This window comes from Xanthomonas sp. NCPPB 1826 (assembly GCF_056725285.1).
This window is the reverse complement of record NZ_CM161521.1, coordinates 1,098,693-1,124,574: the sequence shown is the minus strand read 5'-3', so window position 1 is coordinate 1,124,574 and position 25,882 is coordinate 1,098,693. Positions and strand designations below refer to the sequence as shown.

The window sequence follows — 25,882 nt, the reverse complement described above, 5'->3', positions numbered from 1 at the left end:
GAATCGTAAGAGCTGGGATTCGGGATTTGGGATTCGGGATTCGTAAAAGCGGGGGATTGGTGGCGTTGTTGCTGTGGGTGCTGGCGGGTATCGCATTACTTTGGTGTGGCGTTCCACATCAGCGCAGTCGGCAGTGCTGGCAGTACGGCGTGATTGATCGGTAGCCGCTTTCGGTGCTGGACTGCACGGCCCTTGGGGACTCCATCGTGGCAGGCTGGTGCGCGCCAGCCTGCTTGTTTCGCTTCGGCGGGAAGCTCCGTCGATTGACGGAGCTTAGGCGCGATCAGAGCACGATTCGCTTGCTGCCCTCACGGGCCGAGCGGTAGATCGCATCGACGATGCGGATGTCGCGCAGGCCTTCTTCGCCCGGCGCACGCAGCGGAGTGCCGTTGATGATCGCCAGCGCGTCCTCGTCCATCTGCAAGGCCTGCTGGTGCGGCACCTTGGCGTCGAACACGCGCCCGTCACTGGCCTTGCCGGTCACGCCCTGGTAGCTCTGGAACGGCGACAACTCGTACCAGCCGCGCTCGCATTCGGCGCGCAGCACATTCATGTTGTTGCCGAAGCTGGTCTTGCACTCGGCACGCACCGCGTTCGGGAATTCCAGGGTGAAGTCCATATGCTCGTCGACTTCGTCGAACAGTTCGGGGCGATCGGTCCAGCGCTTGGCGGTCACGGCCAACGGCTCGCTGCCCACCGTGTAGCGCGCGGCATTGAGCGGATACACGCCCATGTCGTACATCGCCCCGCCGCCGAACTGGGAGCGCAAGCGCCACGGACGATCGGCCTTGGTCGCATCGTGATAGCCGTTGTACCCGGCCTCGGCGCGCACACGCTGCATCGCGCCGAACGGCTTCTCGCTGGCCATCGCGATCAGGCGACGCGTGTTGGGTTCGTGCTGCATGCGGTAACCGATGGTCAGCGCCACCTTGTTGCGATTGCACGCCGCGATCATCGCCTCGCATTCGCCGGCATGCATCGCCATCGGCTTTTCGCACCAGACGTGCTTGCCGGCCGCCGCCGCGCGCAGCGTCAGCGGCGCATGCAGATGCGTCGGCGTGACGATGTACACCACGTCAATGTCGTCGTTGTCGGCGATCCGGTCGAAGTTCTCGTAGTTGTAGACGTTGCGGTCGGCGATACCGTACTTGGCCTGCCACTGCGGAATCTTCGCGGGCGTGCCGGTGACGATGCCGGCCAGCTTGCAATGCTTGGTCAATGCCAGGCCCGGCGCGAGCTGTTCGCTGGCATAACTGCCCAGGCCGGCCAATGCCACGTTGAGCGGTTTGCCCGGCTTTTTCTTCGGCAATGCCCAGCCGGGCGCAGCAAGCAGGATGCCAGCACCGCCGAACGCGGCGAGCAAACGGCGACGTGTGATCGATTCCACGGACATGCAAACCTCCTTGGCAAGATTGAGAGCGGCTGACACCATCGCGTGCGTTCGTCAGTGACGACAACACACTCGCACCGGAGTGTCAGTGGGTACATGCCGCACCGCGCCCAATCGCACTGCCCGCAGGCGGACGCAGTGCTGCTGTTGGTCGCTCGTCGGCCAATGCTGCCCGGGCACCTTACTTGATCGTGCGTGATCACCGCCATGGCCGCTGCGCACGTTCTGGCACACTGGCAACGATCCCATCTGGAGCATGCCGCATGACCGCTGTTGCCCGCCGCCGTTTCCTGCCATTGGCGTTGCTGTTGTCCAGCTCGCTGGCGACCGCTGCCGATGCGCCGTTCGTTGCGCGCGACCTGATCGGCGATGGCGCCTTCACCCACAATGCCGAAGGTCCTGCAGCCGGACCGGATGGCGCGCTCTATGCGGTGAATCTGGACAAGGACGGCACCATCGCACGTATTGCCCTGCACGCCGATGGCAGCGCCAAGGCAGAGGTGTTCGTGACCTTGCCCGAGGGCAGCACCGGCAATGGCATCCGCTTCCGCGACGAGACGATGTACGTGGCCGATTTCACCGGCCACAAGATCCTGCAGGTGAACCTGCAGACGCGCGCGGTCAGCACCTTCGCCGCGCTGCCCGATGCCGACGGCCCCAACGATCTGGCGATTGCGCCCGATGGCAGCTTCTATGCAAGCGACCCGAACTGGAAGGACAACAGCGGCCGCCTGTGGCACATCAGCCGCGAGGGCGTCGTCGCGTTGATGGAATCGGGCATGACCACGCCCAACGGGTTGGACGTCAGCCCCGACGGCAAGCATCTCTACGTCAACGAAAGCATGTCGCGCAAGGTATGGGTATACGACCGCGTCGACGGCGGCCTGCGCAACAAGCGCCTGCTGATCAGCTTCCCGGACTTCGGCATGGATGGCATGCGTTGCGATGCCGACGGCAACCTCTATATTGCCCGCTACGATGCCGGGCAGATCGCGGTGGTCTCGCCGCAGGGCAAGTTGCTGCGCACGGTCGCGTTGAAAGGCCGCAAGGCCAGCAACGTCGCGTTCGGCGGCACCGATGGCAAACAGGTGTTCGTCACCTTGCAGGATCGTGGCGCAGTTGAAACGTTCAGGTCCGATCGTCCGGGCCGCGAAACCGGACGCTGAAACTGCTGCGCGCGTCGCAACGGTTCTCAGGTCGCGCAACAGCGTCCTGGCATCCTGCAGGTCACCCGTGGAGGACTCCCCATGCAACCGATCGAACTCAAGGACGCGGCTGCCTTCGGCAACGAATTCCTGCGCCTGACCCTGCTGCAGGGATTCCAATCGCTGACCAAGCGCGATCTGGAATTGCTGATCTTCGTGCTGCTCGAACGCGACGGCGCCATCTCGCGCAACAGCTCCAACGCGATGGTCGCGCTGCAGCTGCGGGTGACCTCGGCCAAGGTCAAGGCGTTGCGTCGCGACGGCTATGCGCGGTGGCGCTCGCTGGTGCCCGAAGAAGGCGACGCAGCAATGCAGCGCATCGTCGCCAACGTGCTCACCGAAGACAACCTGCGCTCCGGCGCCAAGCACGTCAGCGAGCGTAGCCGCAAGGAAGGCTTTCTAGCGGTGCGCATTGAACACCCGGACGATGCGCAGCAATTCGAACAGGCCATCCTGGATGTGGGAGCCTTGCCGGTGTACGAGCGCAATCGCGAAGTGGTCGCGGTGCGCTTCGACACGCTGCTGAAAGTCGCCGAGCGCTGGGGCTATCTGCAGCCGGATCCGCAGGCCACCGTGCGCGAACTGCAAAAGCTAACACCCACCGCCGAAGAAGTGGCGGACCTGTTGAAGAAGGACATCGCGCAGGTGCGTTGGGAAGACGTACGGCGCGCGCTCAACAGCCTGGGCGCCAAGGCCGTGGCCAGCACTGCCGAGGGAGGTCTGAAGGGCCTGTTGAAGATCGTGTTTCCATTCATCCCCGGCTGAGCCGCTGCCCCGGGTGCAGCGTACGAGGTTGCGGCACGGCCATTGGCTCCGGATCCCATCCCGGTTGCCGATGCCGCATCGCGCACGCCGCACCGTCAGCTAGTGCATGCAGGCACTGTCGTCAGACATCGAGCGCACGTTGCCCACCTCAGGACGCCCGACAGCCTCTATGCTTGCGGGCTGTTCCACATCAGGGGGATCTGATGACCACCGTTCGTACCGTTTCGTTTTCCGTATTGCTGCTGCTTGGCGGCCACGCGCTCGCGCAACAGGCGCCGACGCCGGCCAGCAGCATGCCGCTGATCGAGGTGCCCAACGTGATTCGCACCCAGCCGCTGTCCAGCGGCGAGGTCACCCATCAGGCCCAGCTGGAGCGCCCGCGCGGCGAGTCCAGCGTGATCGTGCGCTCGATCCAGCCCAACAGCGTGGTCGGCAGCTACCGCATCGACTTCCAGGCCATGGATACCGACGGCGACGGCAGCATCAGCCGCGCCGAGGCACAGGCCAACCCGGCACTGGCCGATGAATTCGACGCGCTCGACACCCAGCACAGCGGCCACCTGAGCCGCGAACAGCTGGCCGGCTGGCTGATTCAGTAAGTCATTCGGCAGCACCACGAACAGGGCCGCGCGCGTCCGCGCTACGCAGGCGCGCACGGCCCTTCGGTTATGACCGCCACAACCTCTTGCAGTGCCCGCTTCGGTCGGCTAGATTGTATTTAACGGATACAATTTGGATGGATCGATGAGCGCTCGCCTGGCCCTTGCCGCAGACCTTGGCTATCAATTGCAACTGGCGACCCTGGCCTCCAGCCATGCCGCGCGCCAGGAACTGGCCGAACTGCATCTGACCCCGGCGCGCGTCACCGCCTTGATCCACATCCGCGACCAGCCCGGCTGCGACCAGACCGAACTGGGCAACCGCCTGCTGGTCAATCGCGCTGCCGGCATGAAGATCGCCAACGCACTGGCCGAGCAGGGCCTGATCGAGCGCCTGGCCGGCCGCGACCGACGCAGCAAGGGCCTGTACCTCACCCCGCTTGGCGAGCGCACGCTCGGCACCGCGCAGGGCTGCCTGGCGCGGGCGGTCGCGCGCACCTGCACCGGCCTGCAGGCCAGCGAGCAGCAGACCTTGCTGCGCCTGCTCTGCAAGTTGAACGCCAGCGCCACGTTGGAACGGGCAAACGTGCCGGACGCCGCGCTCGCCGAAGAACTGTGACTTCCACTCTGTACCGACTCGAAGGAGACGCCGCTTGAACGAGCATGACGTGGTATCGGTCCGCATCGAAAACCGCATTGCCTGGGTGAAGTTCGCACGCCCCGACAAACGCAATGCGATGAGCCCGGCGCTCAACCGCCGCATGATGGACGTGCTGGACGAGCTGGAATTCGACGACAACGTCGGCGTGCTGGTGCTCGGTGGCGAAGGCACCGCCTGGTCGGCCGGCATGGACCTAAAGGAGTATTTCCGCGAGACCGAGGCCCAGGGCCTGCGCGGCGTGCGTCGCTCGCAGCGCGAATCCTACGGCTGGTTCCGCCGCCTGCGCTGGTACCAGAAACCCACCATCGCGATGGTCAACGGCTGGTGCTTCGGTGGCGGTTTCGGGCCGTTGTTCGCCTGTGACCTGGCGATCGCCGCCGACGAGGCGCAGTTCGGCCTGTCGGAAATCAACTGGGGCATCCTGCCCGGCGGCGGCGTCACCAAGGTCGCGGTGGAACTGCTGTCCATGCGCGATGCGATGTGGATGACGCTGACCGGCGAAATGGTCGACGGCAAGAAGGCCGCCGAATGGCGTCTGGTCAACGAAAGCGTGCCGCTGGAACGGCTGGAAGCACGCACCCGCGAAGTGGCCCAATTACTGCTCAAGAAGAATCCGGTCGCGCTGAAGTATGCAAAGGACGCCGTGCGCCGGGTCGGCACCATGACCTACGACGAAGCCGAAGATTACCTGGTGCGCATGCAGGAAGCGGCCAATTCCTTCGACAACAACGCCCGCAAGGAAGGCATCCGTCAGTTCATCGACGAGAAGAGCTACAAGCCCGGCCTGGGCGAATACGACCTGACCAAAAACAGCGCCTGAGCACGTCCTACGGCGCCTGAAGCGATGCGTGCAGCACGCGCATCGCTGGCGCTGCCAGTGGTTTTCTGCACCGAGGAGGGAGTATGGAAGCCTTGTCCGCAACCCTGCGCGGGATCGCCGCGCGTGGGCCGTTGGGCCTGTTCATCGATGGCCAATGGCGCGCAAGCAGCGGCGATCGCGACGTCGATGTGATTGCCCCACACACCGAACAACGCCTGCTGCGCTACACCGAGCCCTCGCCGGCAGACACCGAGGCGGCCATCGCCGCCGCGCGTGCCGCGTTCGACAGCGGCCCCTGGCCGCAGCTATCGCCGCAAGAGCGTGGCGTCGTGCTCAAGCGCGTGGCCGCACAGCTGCGTGCGCGCCTGCCGGAGCTGGCCGAAGCCTGGACCGGACAGGTCGGCGCCACCATCGGCTTCAGTCGCCGCGCCTCGCAGCAGGCACCCGGCCTGTTCGACTATTACGGCGATCTGATCGCGACCCATCCGTTCGTGGAGCCGCGTGCACGTGCGAACGGCGGCCGCGTGCATATCGTGCAGGAGCCGGTGGGCGTGGTCGCCACGATCACCCCCTGGAACGCACCGCTGGTACTGCTCTGCTACAAGGTCGCTGCGGCCCTGGCGGCCGGTTGCACGGTGGTGGCCAAACCCTCGCCGGAAACGCCGATCGATGCCTACATCTTGGCCGAGTGCATCAGCGCCGCCGGCGTGCCCGATGGCGTGTTCAATCTGCTGCCGGGCGGTCGCGAGGTCGGCGAACAGCTGATCCGCCATCCGCAGGTGGACAAGGTGAGTTTCACCGGTTCCACCCAGGCCGGGCGGCTGATCGGCGTGGCCTGCGCCGAGCGCCTGGCGCGGGTCGGGCTGGAGCTGGGCGGCAAGTCGGCCGCGATCGTGCTGGACGATGCAGACATCGCCAAGCTGCTGCCCAGCCTGGTGCCCTACTCGATGCCGATCACCGGCCAGGTGTGCTTCGCACTCACCCGCGTGCTGGTGCCGGCGCAGCGACGCGACCAGATCCTGCAGGCGTACTGCGCGGCTGTGGGCGCGCTCAAGTTGGGCGACCCGTTCGCAGCGGAGACCGGCATGGGCCCGTTGGCGCTTGGCCGCCAGCTCGAGCGCGTGCAGTCCTACATCGCACAAGGCCGCGCCGAGGGCGCACGCCTGGTAATGGGCGGCGGCCGGCCAAAGCATCTACCGCGCGGCTTCTTCATCGAGCCGACGGTGTTTGCCGGGGTGACGCCGGACATGACCATCGCCCGCGAAGAGATCTTCGGCCCGGTGGTGAGCTTCATCGATTACCACGACGAGGCCGACCTGATCGCCAAGGTCAATGCCAGCGACTTCGGCTTGCACGGCACGGTCTACAGCGAGGATCCCGATCGGGCCTACCGCATCGCCCGCCGCGTGCGCAGCGGCAGTCATTCGATCAATGGCATGTGGGTGGACTTCGACATGCCGTTCGGTGGGGTCAAACATTCCGGGATCGGCCGCGAAGGCGGCATCGAAGGGCTGCACGCCTTCCTAGAAACCAAAACCATCTACCTCAATTAGGCCCTTCAGCCCACCGACCGCGCAACCACCAGAGCGCGGTCGCAACGCGATGCGACAGGCACTGCCTTGCCCATCGGTTCCTGCGGTGTGTCCGCACTTTCTGGTGAACGTTCGCCAGGTGTTTTCGCACACGCGTCAACCTTCAGCCGCAGCCGTCGCACTCACGCCAGTCACTCCCCCAATCTGCATTCGGAAGACAGCGCCATGACCATGCCGACCGACTCGATCTCCTTCCACGCCCGCCTCACCCCACACCGGCTTGCCGCCCGCGACCTGCTGCAGGACCGGCAATGGACGTACGCAGAACTGGATATCTTGATCGGCCGTCTGGCCGCCTTGCTGCAGGCGCGCAGCTGCATCGATGGCGAACGGCTCGCCGTGCTGGCGCGCAATTCGGTCTGGCAGGTGGCGCTGCATTTCGCCTGCGGACGCGTCGGCGCGATTTACGTGCCGCTGAACTGGCGGCTGAGCACGGCCGAACTGGATGCATTGCTGCAGCGCGCCGAGCCACGCCTGCTGTTGGGCGACGACGTTGCGGCAGGGCGCACCGATGTCGCCTCGCTGGCCGACTTCGTCGACGCGGCGAACACGCTCGAGCCGGCGGACACCGGGTCGATTCCACCCGAACGCATCAGCCTGATCCTGTTTACCTCGGGCACCTCCGGCCAGCCCAAAGGCGTGATGCTGAGCGAGCAGAACCTGCAGCAGGTGGCGCACAACTTCGGCGTCACCACGCGCGTGGATGCCGGCAGCAGTTTCCTGTGCGAAGCGCCAATGTTCCACATCATCGGCCTGGCCACCAACGTGCGCCCGGTGCTGGCGGTGGGCGGCTCGATCCAGGTCTCCAACGGCTTCGAGCCCAGGCGCACGCTGGGCTGGCTGAGCGACCAGTCGCTGGGCATCACCCATTACGTCGGCGTGCCGCAGATGATGCAGGCCTTCCGCAGCCAGCCCGGTTTCGATGCGGCGTCGCTGCGGCATCTCACCGCGCTGGTCAGCGGCGGCGCGCCGCATGCCAGCGATGATCTGCTCGGCTGGCTGGACGACGGTGTGCCGATGGTCAGCGGCTTTGGCATGAGCGAAGCCGGCACGGTGTTCGGCATGTCGGTGGACTGCGCGGTGATCCGCGACAAGCTGGGCGCAGTCGGCATTTCGACCCCTGCGGTGCAGACGCGCGTGGTCGATGGCGATGGCAACGACTGCCCGGTCGGCGTGCCCGGCGAGCTGTTGTTGCGTGGCCCCAACCTCAGCCCCGGCTACTGGCGCGATCCTCAGGCAAGCGCCGCCGCGCTCGACGAACACGGCTGGTTCCGCACCGGCGACATCGTGCGGCGCGATGCCGACGGGTTCTTCTGGATCGTCGATCGCAAGAAGGACATGTTCATTTCCGGCGGCGAGAACGTGTATCCGGCCGAGATCGAAGCGGTGCTTGCCGATCACCCGCAGGTACGCGAATGCGCAGTGGTGGGGATCGCCGACCCGCAGTGGGGAGAGGTGGGCTACCTGGCGATCGTGCCGGCCGACGAGACGCCGGATCTGGAGCAGATCCGCGCCTATCTGATCGAACGGCTAGCCAAGTACAAGGTGCCCAAGCACCTGCGCGTGGTCGAGGCGCTGCCGCGCACCGCGACCGGCAAGCTGCAGAAGGCGCGCCTGAAAGATGCGCTGGCCACCGAAGCGTGATGCGCCCGGATGTGGCTTACGCCGCGAGCAGCCGGCAGCGACCCGCACGTTGCTGCCCCGCCACAGCAGCGACACGGCAGCGACCGATGCCAGACAGCACAACGGGCAGCCTGAGCTGCCCGTTGTGTGCATGCCGCACTTCAGCGCCATCCTGACACGGCAGCGGCTTGCGCCGCGCATGCCGCGCTCAATTGATCACGCGGACTCGCCCAGCAACAGGTTGTCCTCGCTGATCTGGTCGTCCACCCACACCGCCCCCTGCTCGGCCATGACCGCCAACTGGTGTTCCAGTTCGCGCATCAACAGGCGCACGCCGGGCTTGTGGATGGCACTGCCATCGCGATAGATCACCCCGCCTGCGCGCGCCTGCGACGGCTGCTGCAGCTGGAAGGCACGCAGCTCGCCGCGTGCGATATCCCCGGCCACCATCATGCTCGGCATCACCGCGATGCTGTCGGTGCCGAGCAGGATCTCGCGGGTAAAGCTGGCCGAACTGGAACGCAGCTGATCGCGCGTGGCCAGCCCGTGCTCGCGCATCACCTGCGCCACGTCGCGCTCGACATGCTGGCTCAGCGTCGGCAGCACCTGGCGATACGCAGCGGCTTCGGCAATGCGCACCTGGCCGTTGGCAAACAGGGGGTGATCGCTGCGCGCCACCAGTGCGATCGGGTCCTGGTACAGCACCTTGCGGATCAACGCGTCGTAGCGGGCCAGCGGATACAGCCGGCCCACCACCAGGTCGATCTCGTTACCGGCCAGCTTGGGCAGCAGTTCGTCGGTGCGTCCGTGCAGCAGGCGTACCCGCAGCGTGGGCTCGGCGCGATACAAGGCGGCCAGCACGGCCGGCAACAGGCCGCTGGCGGCGACCGGCAACGCGCCCACGGTGATGGTGAGCGCGTCGTCCTGCAGCAGCCCCTCGAAGGTGTCCTGCGCGCGGCGCAACTGGCCGAGCACGACATGCGCGGTCTGTACCAGCACCTCGCCCATCGCGTTGGGGCGCACGCCGCGCGAATGACGCTCGAACAGCGGCGCGCCGACGATCTCTTCGATCTCCTGCAGGGCACGCGTCAATGCGGGCTGGGTGACGTTCAAGACGCGTGAGGCACGGAGCAGGCTTTTCTGCCGGTCCAGCGCCTCGATGACACGTAGATGCCGGACCTTGATGCGGTGTTCGAAGAACACGGAGGACATGGTCATGGGGGTAGACCTTACGTTGGAAAGTCGGGGAATGCGGCGGGACGGCACCAGGCCGCCGCCTGCAGCTCAGCGTGCATCGGGTACACGCCGGGTCTGCATGAAATCTTCGAAGGATTCGCCACGCATGATGGCGTAGACCTGCAGATTGGTCATGCGCACCACGCGGGCGAATTTTTCGATGACGAAGAAATTGGCGCCGTACTGCACCAGCCCGAGCCAGTCGCGTGCACGGATCAGCGCCTTTTCATGCTCGGTGAGGCCGGCTTCCTGCATCAGGGTTTCGGAATCTTCAAGAAAGCGATCGCGCCATGGGGCGCGGATCATATGCCAGAAGAATCGGTTGATGCGCAACGCGCGGTTGCTGGTGCGCAGATCGAACAGGTAAGTGCCGCCGATCTGGTCCATGCCCTGTACTTGCGGATTCATCGGCCGGCCCTCATGCAGCATTCGCGGTAGACGTGGCGTGCGCGAGCAATTGCGCCGAAGACGGCGCGTCAGCGGCTTCGACGCCCGGCTCGTACAACACTACCGTCATCGCAGTGGTGGTCATCAGGTAGTAGTTCTGATGCAGCTTGCGGATCGGCCCGCCCAGCGCGCCACGCATCGCCAGCCACATGATCTGCTCCACGCTCTCGGCGCCGCCCAGGCGCACGTAATCGGTGTGGGTGAGATCGGTCAGCGTTTCCGGCGAATGCTGGAAGCGGTCCAGAAATTCCATGTCCCAGTCGGTGTTGTTGAAACCAGTGCGCTCGCCGTGGATCTGATGCGACAGCCCGCCGGTGCCCACTACCACCACCCTAAGATCTTCCGGATAGGATTCGATCGCCCGCCGCACCGCCTGGCCCAGGCGGTAGCAGCGGCGCGCGGTCGGCAGCGGGTACTGCAGCACGTTGATCGCGATCGGCACCACCGTGCCCGGCCAGTCCGGCACGTGCGGCCACAGCAACGGCAGCGGCGCCGCGCAGCCATGGTCGATCGGCTTGTCCTGAAAGACCGTCAGATCGAACTCGTCGTTGACCAGACACTCGGCGATATGCGCCTGCAATTGCACATCGCCGCGGATCGGCGGCAGGTTGCGCAGCCCTGCGCCTTCGTCGGCCACCGGGAAGCGCTCGCCGATGCCCAGGGCGAAGGTCGGATACAGGTCGAAGAAGAACGTCGTGCAATGGTCGTTGTAGAAGAACACCAGCACGTCTGCCTGCTGTTCGGCCAACCAGGCAGCCACCGGTGTGTAGCCGTCGAACAACGGCTTCCACAATGGATCCTGCTGTTTGCCCTTGTCGTAGGCCACCCCGATGGTGGGAACGTGCGAGGTTCCGATGCCGCCGATGATGCTTGCCATGCTGCACTCCTGCGATGCACGCCGGCCACCGCTGCTGGCCGATTGCGCATCATTGATTGAGTCGAAATCCGTCCCGCCTTGGGATCCCAACAACGCCGACCAGCCACTCCGGACCGCCAAAACGGTATCCTTGGGATCCAAAGTGCCACCAAGCGCTCTCATCTGCAAGGTTTTTATACCGGTTTTGCGAGTTTTCCCCGTCGAAGGAACGTGCGCTGCAGTACGGCGCGAGAGAATGGAGCCAATGGCGAACAACCACCGATTGCAAGCGGTCCAGCAGCTACGCGAACTGATCCTGTGCGGCACCTTCGCCCCCGGTGAGCGCATCACCGAAGCCGCGCTGGCCGAGCGACTGGCCATCTCGCGCACCCCCATCCGTCAGGCCCTGCCGGCGCTGTGCCAGGAAGGCCTGCTGGTGCAGGCCGGCAACCGCGGCTATGCGGTGCGACGTTTCAGCCAGCAGGAGAGCCTGGACGCCCTGGCGGTGCGTGCCCTGATGGAAGGCATGGCCGCACGCGCCGTCGCCGAACAGGGCGCCTCGGCTGCGTTGCTGGCCACGCTGCATGCCTGTCTGGGCGAAGGCGACCGGATCCTGGCCACGCGCAGCCTGGATGCCGACGACGAGCAGGCCTATGGCGCGATGAATGCCCGCTTCCACCGCGCCATCGTGGTGGCCGCCAACAAGCCGATCCTGACCGAGACCGTGGACCGGTGCACCGTGGTGCCCTTCGTCAGCCCGGTCAATGTGGTGTTCGGCCAACGCTCGCCCAGCCTGGCCTACGACGATCTGTACTACGGACATCGGCAGCACGGCGCCATCGTCTCGGCCATCGAACAACGCGATGGCGCGCGTGCCGAGCTGTTGTTCCGCGAGCACGCCAATACCCAGCGCCACAGCATGGGCATCTGACGCGCGCACGGGTTTGGCGCGGACAGCGTGCACTGGCCTGGCGCAGCAGCCTGCACAGCTCAGAACTCGAACGTAGGACTACCCGGGCTTGCGCTGCATGCAGCGTTGCCTGCATCAGCGTGCTGCATTCGTCTGCGCCGCGGCATGCACGCAGATACACCGGCGTGCATGCTGCGGATACGTGCGGATTTCCACGCCAGAGAGTCCACGCTAGAGGGAATGCACGAACATCAGGTTGACGCTGGTGCCGGCCACCGAGTTCTTCACCTCTACCGGCAGATAGACATTGAAATTCAGCAGGTTGTTGGCATCCAGCCGCCAGGACAGCCCCGGCCCGAGATAGAACTGCATGCGTTTGCTGTCCGGCACACGCTGCCCGTTGGTGCGATTGTCCTTCAGCTGCTGCAGGTAATACCCGTTGATGCCCAGGCGCAGTTGCTCGTTGACCTTCACCGAGCTGGCCAGGTTGGCCCACAGCACATCGCCGGCCTGACCATTGCGAAAACGGAATCCCGGGATCGGCGGTATGCCGCCGGCGCGATCGGTGCGGAAATTGTAGAGATAGTTCAGCCGCATGCTGATCTCCCAGTTGTCGCTGGGTTGTACGGTGAACGCCCAATGCGGCGCCACCGACCAGAATCCGGTGCTCTGGTTGATCGCGACATCGCGATCGAATTTGCCCACCGGAGCAAACGCATCGATCGCGAACCGCTGGAAGAACAGGATTCGTCCGTTGCGCATCACCGGGTCGATCTGCAGCGCCGGGCCGAAGGAAATGTCGCCCATCCCGAACCCGTTGCCGCGCAACTGCACCGGGCTGTCTGCAGCGAAGGACGTGTCGTAGTTGACCAGCGGCACGATCGTATTGAAGCTCAGCGACGCGCGCTTCCACCGATAGGGCGTGACATAGATCAGCTGGGTCAGCAGGACGCTGACACCGACCTTGGGATCGCGGAAGGCAGCCGAATCGTCGCCGCGCGCGTCCTTGATCGCGTCGAAGTCGTAGTGGCGCAGATACTCGATCACCGTCCAGCCCGGCGTCGAGGAGCCGAAGCCATCGAGAAAACTTGTCCCGCCCAGGTTGATGCCCTGCGGCGGTGCAGCGGTTTCCGGCACCGCTTGTGCGGATGCCGCAACGGGCACGCCGGCGCCAAGCAGTGTCAGCAAGGTCAGGACACGGCGCCGGTACGACGGCAACCGTGGCGGTGCAACAGCACAGCAGGCAGATGAGCTCACGCGTTCCACTAGGCGATTCTCCAATGCGATGGATGGATGACTGCGGCGCGACGTGGGGGAGGAAAGCGGTGCTGCGGTACGCGGCGGCGGCGAACGCGCCGTCTGTGCGTCGTTGAATCGGTTCGAGGCAGCGATCAGTCAGCGCCGATGCGCATCAGCAAGGCGCCAAGCCGCTGCTTGAACAACCAGCGCCCCTGCTCCAGTACCAGCACGTCGTCGAAACTGCCGAGCAACGCAGGCGATTGGGCCGTCCAGGGCGGCGCTGTCGAGGTGTCTGCAGCGGTGTAGAGCAGGACCTTGCTGTGCGCATGCGCCAGGGTCGGCGACTGGATGCTGACCAGGGTGTTGAGCATCAGGTGACAGGTCGTCCGCGGCGGACGGGCGCGGAACGATTGCAGAATCGCCTCGCGCCCGTGCACCGGCAGCTCCGGCGCACTGGGGCGGGCGAACACGCCGTCGGCAGTGAACAATGCGGCGAGGCCGTCGTGATCGTGACGATCGTTGAGCAGCGCGAATTGGCGAATCACCTGCTCGCAGGCAATGATGATCGATGCATCGTCGGGCATGCAGCCTCCTCGGGTCATTACTGAAAAACCGACACGCCTGATCAGCGACGGCAGCGCACGCGCCGCCAGCCGGACCGGGCCGCCATCACGCGTCCTGCAGCCAGTCGCGCATTGCTGCACTGACGGCCGCGGGCGCTTCCAGAGGCGCCATATGCCCGCTGTTTTCGAAGACCACCAGCCGTGCGTGCGGGATCTGCTGCGCCATCTGCTGGTGCTGGGCCAGGGGGCTCCAGACGTCCTGCCGACCCACGCCCAGCAAGGTCGGGCAGCGGATCTGCGCCAGCACCGGCGCGGCGTCGGGGCGCTCCAGCAAGGCTTCGATCTGGCCGGCGTAGTCCTGCACGCTATGCCGCTGCACCATCGCCATCAGTGGGTTCATCAGCTCGGCATCGGCGTGCCGGTCCGGATGCAGCATCGGCGGCAGCCATTGCCGTGCCAGCGCCTGCATGCCTTGCGTCTGCGCAAGCCGCACCAGCGCCGCGCGCTGCTCATGCTCGCCGTCGCGGCGTGGCGCGATGCCGGTGTCCAGCAAGGCCAGGCGCTGCACCCGTTGCGGCGCCTGGCGCATGATCTCCAGCGCCACCCGCCCGCCCATCGAATGGCCGGCCACTGCGAACTGCGGCGGAGCGACGGCCAATACGTGTGCCGCCATCTGCACGATGCTGTCGAAGCCGGCGAAGTCCAGCACCTGCACCTCGGCCAGATCGCTCAGCGCCGCGCGTTGCGGCTGCCAGATGCTGGCGTCGCAGAGCAGGCCGCAGAGCAGCAGCAGGCCGGGCTTGGACGAACGGGTGGTGGAAGATGACATGGCTCGACTGTAGCCACGCCGGCTGCGCCCGTCGTATGGAACATGCTGCCCGCGCTATAAGCGAATCCACATACCAAGACATGGCCGACGCCGTGCGCGTCGGCCCTCAGGCGATCACGCGCTGCCGGAGGCGCGCTTCCACAGCACATCGACCAGCGGCGGCAACTTGCCGGCCAGCCCGAGCACCGACCCGCGCAACAGGGTCAGGTGCATGTCGTCGTTGGAGAACACCGTGTTGATCGCATCGAAGCCATACGCGGCCACGGTATTCTCGCTGCGCCGGGTGCGCGCCCAGCGCTGCAGCCGATGCGGGGCGGCCCAGTCCGCACGCTTTGCCAGCGCATTGCGCACTTCATCGCGCAGCGCAGCAACATCGCGCAGGCCCAGATTGACGCCCTGCCCGGCCAGCGGATGCACCACGTGCGCGGCATCGCCCAAGGTCAGCACGCGGCCGCTGACGTATTGCTCCACCAGTTGCCGTTGCAGCGGAAACGCCGTGCGCGCGGAGACCACCCGCACCTGCCCCAGCCGCGCCGCGAAGGCCTGGGTCAGCTCGCGCGCGAAGTCGGCATCGTCCAGCGCCAGCACGCGCGCGGCCTCGGCATCCGGCAAGGTCCATACGATCGAACTGCGTCCATCGGCGAACGGCAGGAATGCCAGCGGGCCGGTGGTCAGGAAACGCTGCCAGGCAGTGGCCTGATGCGGCTCTTCGGTCTCCACGAAGGCGACCACGCCGCGCTGCGCGTAGGCATGCCGCGACACCGGCAGACCGGCGAGCTCGCGCAGGGTCGATGCGGCGCCGTCGGCAGCGATGGCGAGCGCCGCTTCCAGGCGGCTGCCATCGTCCAGGCGCAGGCGCACGCTGTGTGCATCCTGCTCCAGCTCGACCACGCGTGCCGGGCAATGCACCTCGATGCCGGCCGCGTGCACGGCGGCCCACAGGCGATCGACCAGCACCGCGTGTTCGATGATCCAGCCGAGTTGTTCGCGGCCCAGGGTGTCGGCATCGAAGCTCAGCTCGCCGCCACCGGCCGCATCCCAGACCCGCATGCGCCGGTACGGCTGCACGCGGGCAGCGCGCACCAAGGACCATACGCCCAGGCTGTCGAGCAATGCGGCATTGTCGGCGGCGAAGGCATAGACGCGTAAATCGGACTGGTCGGCCCGCCAGCGCGCGGGCTCGCGGCCTTCGATCAGAGCCACGCTCAGGCCGGCATCGGCCAGCGCCAGCGCGCAGGCAGCACCAACCACGCCACCGCCGACGATCAAGGCATCGCGGCTACCACGGCGACTCATGCGACGCCCCTGCACAACTGCGGCACATCACCCCGGAAACCCATCGCCCCGCCGACCAGCATCGACTGCAGCGGCGCCGCCTGCGAGGTGGCGAGCAGGCCGAGGCTGCGCAACGGCCGCAGCAACGGCGCCGGATTGCCGGTGAGCCGCGCCAGACCGCTGGAAAACCCGATGGTCTGCTCGCGGTCCACGCGCCGCCGCGCCAGGTACTCGGCCAACAATGCGCCCGCCCCGGCATCGCTGCGATCGTGCTCGATCAGTTCGGCCAGCGTCAGTGCATCGCGCAAGCCGAGGTTGAAGCCTTGCGCGCCAATCGGATGCAGCGTCTGCGCGGCGTTGCCCAGCAGCACCACGCGCTCGGCGACCAGCTCGTTGGCCAGCACCTGCACCAGCGGGTACGCGCTGCGCTCGCCGCTGGCGACAAAGCGCCCGGCGCGCCATCCGGCCGCCCGCTGCAACCGAGCCAGCCAGCCGGTCTCGTCGAGCGCGGCCACCGCCTCGGCCTCGGCGCGCGCCACGCAGTGGATCGCGCCGTAATGGCGGTCGCCGCGCGGCAACAGCGCGGTCGGCCCGTGCTCGCCGAAGCGCTCCCAGGCGGTGCCATCCGGTGGGCGCGAGGCACGCACCCGCGCCACGAACAAGGTCTGCAGGAAGTCGTGCGCATCGCTGCCGATATGCAGCAGCTCGCGCACTGCGCTATGGGTGCCGTCGGCGCCGACCACCAGCCGGGCCTGCACGCGCTGCTCGCCATCGGCGGTGGCAATCCGCAGCGCACGCAGACCGTCCTGCACCGGCTCGACCCCGATGCAGCGTGCCGGGCGATAGCGGCGCAGCCGAATCAGCTCGTCCAGGCGTGCCTGCAAGGCCTCACCGAAATCGCGCGCCACCACCACCTGGCCGAAGCTGTCGCGGCCGTAATCGGCCGCGTCCAGCTGCACACGGCCGAAGTCGCCGGCCCGGCTGACGTGGATGCGCCGGATCGGCCCAGGGGCGCTGCACAGCTTGGCCATCACCCCCAGCACGCTCAGCGCATTGACGGTGGCGGCGGCAAAACTCAGGTTGCGCTGGTCGAACACCGCTGGCGGCGTGCCGGCCGGGGTGGCTTCCACCAGCCCGACATCCAGGCCGATGCGGTCCAGCGCAATCGCCAGGCTGGAGCCAACCAGGCCGCCGCCGACGATCAGAACGTCATGTGGATGTGTCATTGCCACATGATAAGCCTTCGCCCGTGACCCGTTGCCGCGAGCGGGTGGGACAGCTTGCCGCGCCCTAGCTGGTCTGGCGCGGCCGGCTGATCGCGCAGGGAGCAGTGCCGACCCTTGCCGGTGCAGGGCGCATCCGGACACCCACCGATTTGCGTCCGCCGTGTTCGGCAACGGGGCGCTAGGCAGTTGCTTGCGCCAGGCGGGCCACCGCAAGGCCGCCAATGGCGCGGGCGTGCCGGGTTCCACGCTACACTCGCCAGCCTGTGATCCGGCCACCTCCGCGCATGACTCCTCGCTCGCACGACACCCTGGTATTGAGTCTGCTTGCCGTCCTGATGGCGGCCACGCGGATCAATCACTTCGCGCCGATCCCGGACGCGTCCTGGGCGGTGTTCTTCATCGGCGGCTTCCATCTGGCCGCGCGCACCAGGCTGGCGTTCCCGCTGCTGATGCTGCTGGCGGTGGCGGTGGATTGGCTGGTGATCACCAACCAGGGCCTGGGCTTCTGGCAGCACTACTGCGTGTCGCCGGCGTACTGGTGCCTGATCCCGGCGTATTTCGCGCTGTGGGCCGGCGGCGTGTGGCTGCGTCGGCAGTATCACGGCGCACAGTGGAGCGCGCTGGCCCGGCTGGTGCCGGCGCTGCTGCTCTCGGTGGCGCTGTGCCAGTTGATCGCCCAGGGCAGCTTCTACTGGATCAGTGCCAGCGTGGCCGAGCCGACCGTGGCCGGCTGGTTCAAGAACTACACCGACTGGCTAGGGCCGTATCTGCGCAGCGCCGCGCTGTATGTCGCTGCGGCTGCGGCAATCCAGGTGGCCGCCGAGCGCCTGACCAGCGCACCTGGCCAGACCCAGGCCGGCTGAGATGGGCAACCGGCTCTCGCGGATCTATACGCGCACCGGCGACGACGGCAGCACCGGGCTGGGCGACGGCAGCCGTACCGGCAAGGATGCGCTGCGGGTCAACGCCTACGGCACCGTGGACGAGGCCAATTCGGCCATCGGCGTGCTGCTGGCTGCCCCCGGCGTACCGGAACCGATCGCCGCGTTGCTGACCACCATCCAGCACCAGTTGTTCGATCTGGGCGGCGAGCTGTGCATCCCCGGCCATGCCGCCATCGATAGCGCCGATATCGATGCACTGGAGCGCCAGCTGGACCTTTTCAACGACACGCTGCCCCAGCTGAAGGAGTTCATCCTGCCGGCCGGGGGCGAGGCCGCTGCGCGCTGCCACCTGGCCCGCACCATCGTGCGCCGGGCCGAGCGCGAGACCGTTGCGCTATCGCGCCAGGAGAGCGTGCGCAGCGAGGCGATCAGCTACCTGAACCGGCTTTCCGACCTGCTGTTCGTGCTGGCGCGCGTGCTGGCGCGCGCCGATGGCCAGCAGGAAGTACTGTGGCGGCACGACCGCCGGCGCGGCTGACCTGCACATGGCACGGCGGACAGGCTAGATTTGCCCCATGTTGGTCTTTACCCATCCCGCCTGCCTCGGTCACGACGCCGGCCCCGAGCATCCCGAGAGCCCCGCCCGCCTGGAAGCGGTGGTGGGGGCTCTGCGCGACGCGTTCCCGGACCTGGACTGGCGCGAGGCGCCACTGGCCAAGCTCGGCGACCTGTGCCGGGTGCACGAGCGCGAACAGGTCGACGCGGTGCTGGAAACCGCGTTCCAAGGCCACCACCGGCTCGACGTGGATACTGTGATGTCACCTGGCTCGCGCGCGGCAGCATTGCGCGCGGCCGGCGCCGGCATCGCCGCGGTGGACGCGGTGATGCAGGACGCCACCCGCACCGCCTTCTGCGCAGTGCGCCCACCCGGGCACCACGCCACCGCGCAGGTGTCGATGGGCTTTTGCCTGTTCAACAACATTGCCGTGGCCGCCGCGCACGCGCGCGACCGGCATGGGCTGGAACGCATCAGCATCGTGGATTTCGACGTCCACCACGGCAACGGCACGCAGGCGATCTTCGAACGCGACCCGAGCGTGCAGTATCTCAGCACCCACCAGTCCGGGCTCTATCCGCACTCGGGCAGCGTTTACGAGCGCGGCATCGGCAACATCCACAACCTGCTGCTGCAACCAGGCAGCGACGGGCTGCGCTTCCGCAACGTGTGGGAAGACGAGATGCTGCCGCTGGTGGATGCCTTCCGCCCGCAGCTGATCCTGATCTCGGCCGGCTTCGATGCGCATCTGCGCGATCCGCTGGCCGATCTGATGCTCGATGCCGACGATTTCGCCTGGCTGACCGGCGCGCTGCGCACCCTGGCCGAGCGGCATGCCCGTGGCCGGGTGGTGTCCATGCTGGAAGGCGGCTACGACCTGCAGGCCTTGCGCGAAAGCAGCGTGGCGCACGTGGCCGCGCTGCGTTGAACCCTACCGGCGCCTTGCTCGCGCCCCCATCGCGATGAACCTCGCCCTCCCGACCAGGGAGCTCTTCATTGCCCCTATGCGGGGTATACGGCAAGCTAGTCGCCATTTTATTGGTTGAATCACGCGTGCGCCGAGTTCTCCGCCTGCTGCCCCTGCCTTTGAGCATCGCCATCTGCCTCCCGGCCATGGCTGCCGACAAGCCGTTGAACTGGGGACTGTGCCCGGCCGTGGATCCGCTGCCAGGCTTCGACGGCGCGCCCGCCGCAGACGCCAAGGCCGCCGAAATGCGCCAGCAGTTGCCGACCGACATCGAAGGCGACCAGCTGTCCGGCACCAGCACCACCCCGCAGTACCAGGGCAATGTGGCGCTCAAGCGCGGCGACCAGTTCCTGGGCGCCGACAACCTGCGCATGGACACCGAGACCGGCAACTACATCGCCGAAGGCCATGTCCGCTACCAGGACACCTCCTTCCGCATGGTCGCCGACCGCGCCGAAGGCAATCAGGACACCGACGCCCACAAGGTCACCAACATCCAGTACCAACTGGTGGACCGGCGCGGCAACGGCGCGGCCGAATCGGTGGACCTGCAGGGCCAGGTTGGGCAGATGCACCGCTCGACCTATACCACCTGTGATCCCTCGCAGCCGATCTGGCGCGTGCGCGCGCCGGAGATCGACGTCGACAACGAAGAAGGCTTCGGCACCGCCCGCAACGCCGTACTGCAAATCGGCAAGGTGCCGGTGCTGTATTTCCCCTGGTTCAAGTTCCCGATCGATGACCGTCGCCAGACCGGCTTGCTGTTCCCGCAGTTCGGCCTATCCGGCCGCAATGGCTTCGACTACCTGCAACCGATCTATCTGAACCTGGCGCCGAACTACGACGCGACACTGTTGCCACGCTACATGAGCAAGCGCGGTTTCATGTTCGGCACCGAGTTCCGCTATCTGTACGAAGGCGGTCGCGGCGAGATCACCGGCAACTATCTGCCCAACGACAAGTTGCGCGACAAAGATCGCGGCAGCGTCTTCTATAGCGGCTACCATAACGTCAACACGTATTGGCAGGCGCGCGCCAGCATTTCCTGGGTCAGCGACACCCGCTATGTGGAAGATTTCACCAGCCGCATTAATGGGATGGGCTCGGCCTCCAGCCTGCAGAGCACTGTAGGCATCTACGGCACGGGCGAGACCTGGACCGCCGGCCTGATGGCCGACCGCTGGCAGCTCACCGACTACACGCTGGACGAGCAGGCCTTGCCCTACAACCGCCAGCCGCGCGCGTATTTCACCTGGGACAAGCCATTCGGCGTCTTCGAGGCCGGTGTGTATGCCGAGGCGGTGCGTTTCACCCATGACGACTCGTACCTGGTGACGTTCACGCCCAACAGTGGCAACAACGATAACAACGGCGACGAGTACGTCCGCACCAATATCCGCAACAAGGAATATGGCAGCGGCTCGCGCTTTGACATCAAGCCCTACATCTCGATGCCGTTGTCCGGCGCTGCCTGGTTCTTCACTCCGACCGTGGCATGGCGCTACACCGCGTATCAGTTGGATTCGACGTTGGCCAACACCGCGCCGTTGACCGGCGACCGTTCTCCGTCGCGCAGCCTGCCGATCGCATCCGTCGACGCCGGTCTGTATTTCGACCGTGAGACCTCGGTGTTCGGCACCAACTATCTCAATACGCTGGAACCGCGCATGTACTATCTGTACGTGCCGTACCGCGACCAGGATGATCTGCCGGTCTTCGATACCCGCCCGTTCACCTTCAGCTATGGCCAATTGTTCCGCGACACGCGTTATACCGGTGCGGACCGCCAGAACGATGCCAACCAGTTGACCCTGGCGGTGACCTCGCGCTGGCTGCGCCAGGACGACGGCCGCGAGAAGCTGTCATTGAGTGCAGGCCAGATCCTGTATTTCAACGACTCGCTGGTCACCATCAACAACAGCACCAATGCCGCTGCCGGTAGCGAGCAGACCATCGATCAGGGCAAGTCGGCCTGGGTGGCCGATGCCAACTACATGATCAATGATCGTTGGTCGATGGGCGCCACCTATCAGTGGAACCCCAACTCGCGCAAGGAAGATCTGGCCAGCCTGCGCACGCGTTATCTGCTGAACAACGACGGCATCATCAATCTGGCGTATCGCTATCGTCGCAACCTGATCGACGATAGTGACCAGCTCAAGCAGGCCGACTTCTCCTTCCTGTACCCGATTAACCCCACCTGGAGTGCGGTCGGCCGCTATTACTACTCGCTACTGGACCGCAAGCCGCTGGAAATCATCGGTGGCGTGCAGTGGGACAGCTGCTGCCTGGCGGTGCGCGCGCTGGTGCGCCGGTTCGTGCGCAACCGCAATGGCGAGATGGACAACTCCATCCAGGTGGAGTTCGTGCTGAAGGGCTTGAGCTCGTTCGGGCAGAACACGGACCGCACTTTGCGCCGTGCTATTCTCGGCTATTACCGCGACGACCTGTACCTGGTCCCGCCCAGCAATACCACGACTAATCCGGACGATTACGATCCGAACTTGATTCCATGACCAAGCCTTTCTCTGTTGTTCTTGCCTCGCTGCTGGTACTCACCAGCACGCTCTCGCCGTTGGCCTCGGCACAGCAATCCCAGCCGCTGGATCGCATTGCCGCCATCGTCGATGAAGACGTGGTGCTGCAGAGCGAGCTCGATCGCGCCGTACGCAACGTCAAGTCGCAGTACGCCGGCCGGGAAAACCAGCTGCCGCCAGACGATGTCCTGCAGCGCCAGGTGCTCGAGCGTCTGGTTCTGGTCAAATTGCAGGTCGGTCGTGCCGATGGCAGCGGTATCCGCGTCAGCGACGAGGAACTCAACCGGGCAATTGCCAGCATCGCCCAGCAGAACGGCACCACTGTCGATGGCCTGCGCCAGAAACTGGCGGCCGACGGCATGGGCTATGGCGATTTCCGCGCTTCGGTGCGTGACGAAATCATCGTGCAGCGCCTGCGTCAGAGCTTTGCGCAGAGCCGCATCAGCGTGAGCGAAGGTGAAGTGGACACGGCGCTGGCACAGCAGGCCACCACCGGCAGCCAATATCACCTGGCGCACATCCTGGTTGGTTTGCCGGAAGGTGCGACGGCTGACCAGATCGCCACCGGCCAGAAAAAGGTCGATGGCGTGAAGGCATTGATCGACAAGGGCGAGCTGGACTTCTCGGCAGCGGCAGTGCGGTATTCCGACAGCCCGAACGCGCTGGAAGGCGGCGATCTGGGCTGGCGCAGCCTGGACGAAATCCCCAACGCATTCGCCCAGCTGATTCGGGACATGCAGCCCGGTCAGGTCGCCGGTCCGTTGCGTGGCCCGAGCGGTTTCCAGTTGCTCAAGCTGGTGGAAATGCGCGACGCCAATGCCGGCGGCGAAAAGAAGCTGGTCACCGAATACAACGCACGCCATATCCTGGTGCGCATCAACGACAGCCAGACCGAGGCGCAGGCCAAGGCCAAGATCGACACACTGCGTGCCCGCATCACCGGCGGCGCCGACTTCCAGGCTACCGCGAAGGAGTCTTCCGAAGACACCAACAGCCGTGGCCAGGGTGGCGATCTGGGCTGGTTCCCGGCCGATGCGTTCGGCCCGGACTTCGGCAAGCAGGTCGAAGGGCTGGCCGATGGCGCGGTGTCCGAGCCGTTCCGCACCCAGGCGGGTTGGCACATCGTGCAGCGCGTGGGCAGCCGTCAGACCGACGTCAGTGCCGAAAGCCAGCGTGCGCAGATCCGTGAAACGATCGGCCGCCGCAAGCTGGAAGAAGAATACAACCGCTATCTGCAGGAGCTGCGTGGCGAAGCGTATGTGAGCTTCCGCACCGGCGACCGCGCCGATGGCGATGCCACCGCCGCTCCGGTCAAGCCGGCCGACCCTGCGGCGCCTGCCGCACCGACGCCGCCGCCGGCGCAGCCGACGCGCTGATTCGATGCTCCCGTCGCTCGCGCTGGTGCCAGGCGAGCCGGCCGGGATCGGGCCGGAACTGTGCGTCCGGCTCGCCCAACGGCCGCGCTCGGATGCCCACCTGATCGCCTACGCCGATCCGGATACCCTGCACAGCGCCGCAAAGGCGCTGTCTTTGTCTGTACGGCTGCTCGATCCGGACCAGCGCGCCCGCGCGCCCGGCGACCTGCCGCTGCATCCGATCCGCCAGGCCGTGCCGACCCGTTTTGGTACCGCGGACCCCGCCAATGCGGCGGCGGTCATCGCCGGCCTGCGTGGCGCTGCCGGCGACTGCCTGTCCGGCAAGCTGCAGGGCATCGTCACCGGCCCGGTGCACAAGGCAGTGATCAATGCCGGCGGCATTCCCTACACCGGCACCACCGAGCTGCTGGCCGAACAGGCGGGCTGCCCGGTGGTGATGATGTTGGCCAATGCCATCGTGCGTGTCGCCCTGGTGACCACCCATTTGCCGCTGCGCGCAGTGGCCGATGCGATCACTGCCGACGCGGTGACGCGCTGCCTGCGCATCACCGACGCCGCGATGCGACGCGACTTCGGCCTGGAACGCCCGCGCATCGCGGTGCTGGGCCTCAACCCGCATGCCGGCGAAGACGGGCACCTGGGCCGCGAGGAACTGGACATCATCATCCCGGTACTGGAGCAGCTACGCGGCGACGGCATGCAATTGATCGGCCCCCTGCCGGCCGATACCGCATTCTTGCCACAGAAGCTCACCGGCTTCGATGCGGTGGTGGCGATGTATCACGATCAGGGCCTGCCGGTGCTCAAGTACAGCGGCTTCGAGCAGGCGGTCAACATCACGCTCGGCCTGCCCTATCCGCGCGTAGCGGTCGATCACGGTACCGCGCTGGAGCTGGCCGGGCGCGGTATCGCCGACCCGTCCAGCCTGATGGCGGCGACGGAGCTGTGCGCGCGCTTGGCCGCACGCGGCTAAGCGAGGGGGCGATTGCCGGGCTTGGACGGGGCACAGCGTGCACGCAGCCCGTCTGGCGTGCCGGCGATGCGCAGAACCGGCACCGCGTGCAGGCGCTGCCACGTTAAACTGCGCACATGAATCATTCTTTCAGCGCACCGGCCAAGAAGTCGCTTGGCCAGCACTTTCTTGCCGACCGGTATTACATCGACCGCATCGTGCAGGCAGTGGACCCGCGCGCCGGCCAGCACCTGGTCGAAATCGGCCCTGGTCAGGGCGCGATCACCTTTCCGCTGCTGCGCAAGCACGGCGCACTGACCGTGATCGAATTCGACCGCGACCTGATCGCACCACTGACCGACGCGGCCGCACCGATCGGCGCGCTGAGCATCATCCATCGCGATGTGCTCAGTGTGGATTTCACTGCACTAGCTGATGGCACGCCGATCCGGCTGGTCGGTAACCTGCCCTACAACATCTCCTCGCCAATCCTGTTCCATGCGCTGGACCATGCCGCAGCGGTGGCCGACATGCACTTCATGCTGCAAAAGGAAGTGGTCGACCGCATGGCCGCCGGCCCCGGCAGCAAGGTGTACGGGCGCTTGAGCGTGATGCTGCAGGCGTATTGCGAGGTCACCGCGCTGTTCGTGGTGCCGCCGGGCGCGTTCCGGCCGCCGCCGAAGGTGGACTCGGCGGTGGTACGGCTGGTGCCGCGCGATCCGGCCACGGTGCTGATCAGGGATCGGCGGCGCTTTGCCGACGTGGTGCGCGCCGGCTTTGGCCAGCGTCGCAAGACCCTGCGCAATGCCTTGTCCAACGTCTGCGAGCCTGCCCATTTCGAGGCCGCGCAGGTGCGCCCGGATGCACGCGCCGAACAACTCGAGGTCGCGGATTTCATCCGCCTGGCCAATGTCGAGCCGGCTTGAGCGCCGCTCCCACACGGTTTTATTTAGACTTTCCGCATGCACGATGATCCGCGCTACCGGGTCGAGGTCGAGGTGTCGCCCCGCTTCCTCGCCCACCAATCGACCCCTGACGAAGGCCGCTATGCCTTCGCCTACAGCATCCGCATCCAGAACGCGGGGGCCGTGCCTGCGCGCCTGATCGCGCGCCACTGGCAGATCACCGACGCCAACGGACGCACCGAACGGGTGGATGGCGAGGGCGTGGTCGGCGAACAGCCATGGCTGCGTCCCGGCGAGGCATTCAGTTACACCTCCGGCGTGCTGCTGGAGACCGAGCAGGGACAGATGCAAGGTCATTACGACATGGTGGCCGACGATGGCACCGAATTCACCGCCCCGATCGCCGCCTTCGTGCTGAGCGTACCCAGGACGCTGCACTGATGGATGCTGGACTGATGGAGCGCACGCG

Annotated in this window: 25 protein-coding genes; 16 read left to right on the top strand and 9 right to left on the bottom strand. The window is 66.3% G+C overall.

Annotated features, from left to right (window positions below; genetic code table 11):
• Positions 1–283: 283 nt before the first annotated feature.
• Complete coding sequence (locus AC1PLA_RS04780) at positions 284–1,393, bottom strand: Gfo/Idh/MocA family protein (protein ID WP_481105697.1); 1,110 nt, start codon at positions 1,391–1,393, stop codon at positions 284–286.
• A gap of 260 nt (positions 1,394–1,653) precedes the next feature.
• Between AC1PLA_RS04780 and AC1PLA_RS04775 the strand changes: the two genes are divergently transcribed.
• The 7 genes from AC1PLA_RS04775 (at position 1,654) to AC1PLA_RS04745 (ending at position 8,676) form a co-directional block, all read left to right on the top strand.
• Complete coding sequence (locus tag AC1PLA_RS04775) at positions 1,654–2,556, top strand: SMP-30/gluconolactonase/LRE family protein (RefSeq protein WP_481105696.1); 903 nt, start codon at positions 1,654–1,656, stop codon at positions 2,554–2,556.
• An 81-nt stretch (positions 2,557–2,637) separates the two neighbouring features.
• A complete protein-coding gene (locus AC1PLA_RS04770) occupies positions 2,638–3,360 on the top strand; it encodes a hypothetical protein (RefSeq protein ID WP_016900745.1) in 723 nt (240 codons plus the stop codon).
• Between the two features lie 203 nt (positions 3,361–3,563).
• A complete protein-coding gene (locus tag AC1PLA_RS04765) occupies positions 3,564–3,959 on the top strand; it encodes an EF-hand domain-containing protein (protein WP_024938265.1) in 396 nt (131 codons plus the stop codon).
• A gap of 145 nt (positions 3,960–4,104) precedes the next feature.
• Positions 4,105–4,578: a MarR family winged helix-turn-helix transcriptional regulator gene (locus AC1PLA_RS04760; protein ID WP_024938266.1), complete on the top strand. Its 474-nt coding sequence runs from the start codon at positions 4,105–4,107 to the stop codon at positions 4,576–4,578.
• 34 nt (positions 4,579–4,612) lie between these two features.
• Positions 4,613–5,440, top strand: coding sequence for a p-hydroxycinnamoyl CoA hydratase/lyase (locus AC1PLA_RS04755; protein WP_016900748.1), 828 nt, complete (start codon positions 4,613–4,615; stop codon positions 5,438–5,440).
• 83 nt (positions 5,441–5,523) lie between these two features.
• Positions 5,524–6,993, top strand: coding sequence for an aldehyde dehydrogenase (locus AC1PLA_RS04750; RefSeq protein ID WP_481105695.1), 1,470 nt, complete (start codon positions 5,524–5,526; stop codon positions 6,991–6,993).
• A 204-nt stretch (positions 6,994–7,197) separates the two neighbouring features.
• Positions 7,198–8,676 (top strand): AMP-binding protein, encoded by a 1,479-nt coding sequence (locus AC1PLA_RS04745; RefSeq protein WP_481105694.1) that lies wholly within the window; start codon positions 7,198–7,200, stop codon positions 8,674–8,676.
• Positions 8,677–8,871: 195 nt separating this feature from the next.
• On the opposite strand, the gene AC1PLA_RS04740 is transcribed toward AC1PLA_RS04745, so the two are convergent.
• The 3 genes from AC1PLA_RS04740 to AC1PLA_RS04730 form a co-directional block, all read right to left on the bottom strand.
• Positions 8,872–9,873, bottom strand: a complete 1,002-nt coding sequence (locus AC1PLA_RS04740; protein WP_016900751.1) for a LysR substrate-binding domain-containing protein — start codon at positions 9,871–9,873, stop codon at positions 8,872–8,874.
• A 66-nt stretch (positions 9,874–9,939) separates the two neighbouring features.
• Entirely contained in the window at positions 9,940–10,299 is a 360-nt protein-coding gene (locus AC1PLA_RS04735; RefSeq protein ID WP_039523676.1) for a protocatechuate 3,4-dioxygenase, read from the bottom strand.
• 10 nt (positions 10,300–10,309) lie between these two features.
• Positions 10,310–11,215 carry a gallate dioxygenase gene (locus tag AC1PLA_RS04730; protein ID WP_481105693.1) on the bottom strand — a complete coding sequence of 302 codons (906 nt, stop codon included), beginning with the start codon at positions 11,213–11,215 and terminating at the stop codon, positions 10,310–10,312.
• 235 nt (positions 11,216–11,450) lie between these two features.
• Here AC1PLA_RS04730 and AC1PLA_RS04725 point away from each other — a divergent pair, with 235 nt between their 5' ends.
• The gene (locus AC1PLA_RS04725; protein WP_047128171.1) at positions 11,451–12,125 is read left to right on the top strand and encodes a GntR family transcriptional regulator; all 675 of its coding nucleotides are present in this window, start codon (positions 11,451–11,453) and stop codon (positions 12,123–12,125) included.
• A gap of 210 nt (positions 12,126–12,335) precedes the next feature.
• Here the strand turns inward: AC1PLA_RS04725 and AC1PLA_RS04720 are convergent, their stop codons facing one another.
• The 5 genes from AC1PLA_RS04720 to ubiH all read right to left on the bottom strand — a co-directional run bounded on the left by AC1PLA_RS04720 (position 12,336) and on the right by ubiH (position 17,236).
• Positions 12,336–13,370, bottom strand: a complete 1,035-nt coding sequence (locus AC1PLA_RS04720) for a SphA family protein (protein WP_349780365.1) — start codon at positions 13,368–13,370, stop codon at positions 12,336–12,338.
• Positions 13,371–13,495: 125 nt separating this feature from the next.
• Positions 13,496–13,927 carry a nuclear transport factor 2 family protein gene (locus AC1PLA_RS04715; protein ID WP_039523669.1) on the bottom strand — a complete coding sequence of 144 codons (432 nt, stop codon included), beginning with the start codon at positions 13,925–13,927 and terminating at the stop codon, positions 13,496–13,498.
• An 85-nt stretch (positions 13,928–14,012) separates the two neighbouring features.
• Positions 14,013–14,735: an alpha/beta fold hydrolase gene (locus AC1PLA_RS04710; protein ID WP_047125963.1), complete on the bottom strand. Its 723-nt coding sequence runs from the start codon at positions 14,733–14,735 to the stop codon at positions 14,013–14,015.
• 114 nt (positions 14,736–14,849) lie between these two features.
• Complete coding sequence (locus AC1PLA_RS04705) at positions 14,850–16,031, bottom strand: UbiH/UbiF family hydroxylase (RefSeq protein WP_349780364.1); 1,182 nt, start codon at positions 16,029–16,031, stop codon at positions 14,850–14,852.
• Positions 16,028–17,236 carry a 2-octaprenyl-6-methoxyphenyl hydroxylase gene (gene ubiH / locus AC1PLA_RS04700; RefSeq protein ID WP_481105692.1) on the bottom strand — a complete coding sequence of 403 codons (1,209 nt, stop codon included), beginning with the start codon at positions 17,234–17,236 and terminating at the stop codon, positions 16,028–16,030. The genes AC1PLA_RS04705 and ubiH overlap by 4 nt, the downstream gene beginning before the upstream one ends.
• Before the next feature lie 284 nt (positions 17,237–17,520).
• Here ubiH and AC1PLA_RS04695 point away from each other — a divergent pair, with 284 nt between their 5' ends.
• The 8 genes from AC1PLA_RS04695 (at position 17,521) to apaG (ending at position 25,854) form a co-directional block, all read left to right on the top strand.
• A complete protein-coding gene (locus AC1PLA_RS04695) occupies positions 17,521–18,099 on the top strand; it encodes a hypothetical protein (protein WP_481105691.1) in 579 nt (192 codons plus the stop codon).
• A 1-nt stretch (position 18,100) separates the two neighbouring features.
• Positions 18,101–18,658 carry a cob(I)yrinic acid a,c-diamide adenosyltransferase gene (locus tag AC1PLA_RS04690; RefSeq protein WP_481105690.1) on the top strand — a complete coding sequence of 186 codons (558 nt, stop codon included), beginning with the start codon at positions 18,101–18,103 and terminating at the stop codon, positions 18,656–18,658.
• Positions 18,659–18,695: 37 nt separating this feature from the next.
• Entirely contained in the window at positions 18,696–19,604 is a 909-nt protein-coding gene (locus AC1PLA_RS04685; RefSeq protein ID WP_481105689.1) for a histone deacetylase family protein, read from the top strand.
• 125 nt (positions 19,605–19,729) lie between these two features.
• Positions 19,730–22,159: an LPS-assembly protein LptD gene (gene lptD, locus AC1PLA_RS04680; RefSeq protein WP_167763027.1), complete on the top strand. Its 2,430-nt coding sequence runs from the start codon at positions 19,730–19,732 to the stop codon at positions 22,157–22,159.
• The gene (locus AC1PLA_RS04675) at positions 22,156–23,556 is read left to right on the top strand and encodes a peptidylprolyl isomerase (RefSeq protein WP_104560200.1); all 1,401 of its coding nucleotides are present in this window, start codon (positions 22,156–22,158) and stop codon (positions 23,554–23,556) included. Before lptD ends, AC1PLA_RS04675 begins: the two co-directional genes overlap by 4 nt.
• A 4-nt stretch (positions 23,557–23,560) precedes the next feature.
• Complete coding sequence (pdxA, locus tag AC1PLA_RS04670; protein ID WP_104590410.1) at positions 23,561–24,529, top strand: 4-hydroxythreonine-4-phosphate dehydrogenase PdxA; 969 nt, start codon at positions 23,561–23,563, stop codon at positions 24,527–24,529.
• A 116-nt stretch (positions 24,530–24,645) separates the two neighbouring features.
• On the top strand, positions 24,646–25,434 hold the full coding sequence (gene rsmA / locus AC1PLA_RS04665; protein ID WP_047124649.1) for a 16S rRNA (adenine(1518)-N(6)/adenine(1519)-N(6))-dimethyltransferase RsmA: 789 nt from the start codon (positions 24,646–24,648) through the stop codon (positions 25,432–25,434).
• 36 nt (positions 25,435–25,470) lie between these two features.
• Positions 25,471–25,854: a Co2+/Mg2+ efflux protein ApaG gene (gene apaG, locus AC1PLA_RS04660; RefSeq protein ID WP_039523655.1), complete on the top strand. Its 384-nt coding sequence runs from the start codon at positions 25,471–25,473 to the stop codon at positions 25,852–25,854.
• The last annotated feature ends 28 nt before the right edge of the window (positions 25,855–25,882 follow it).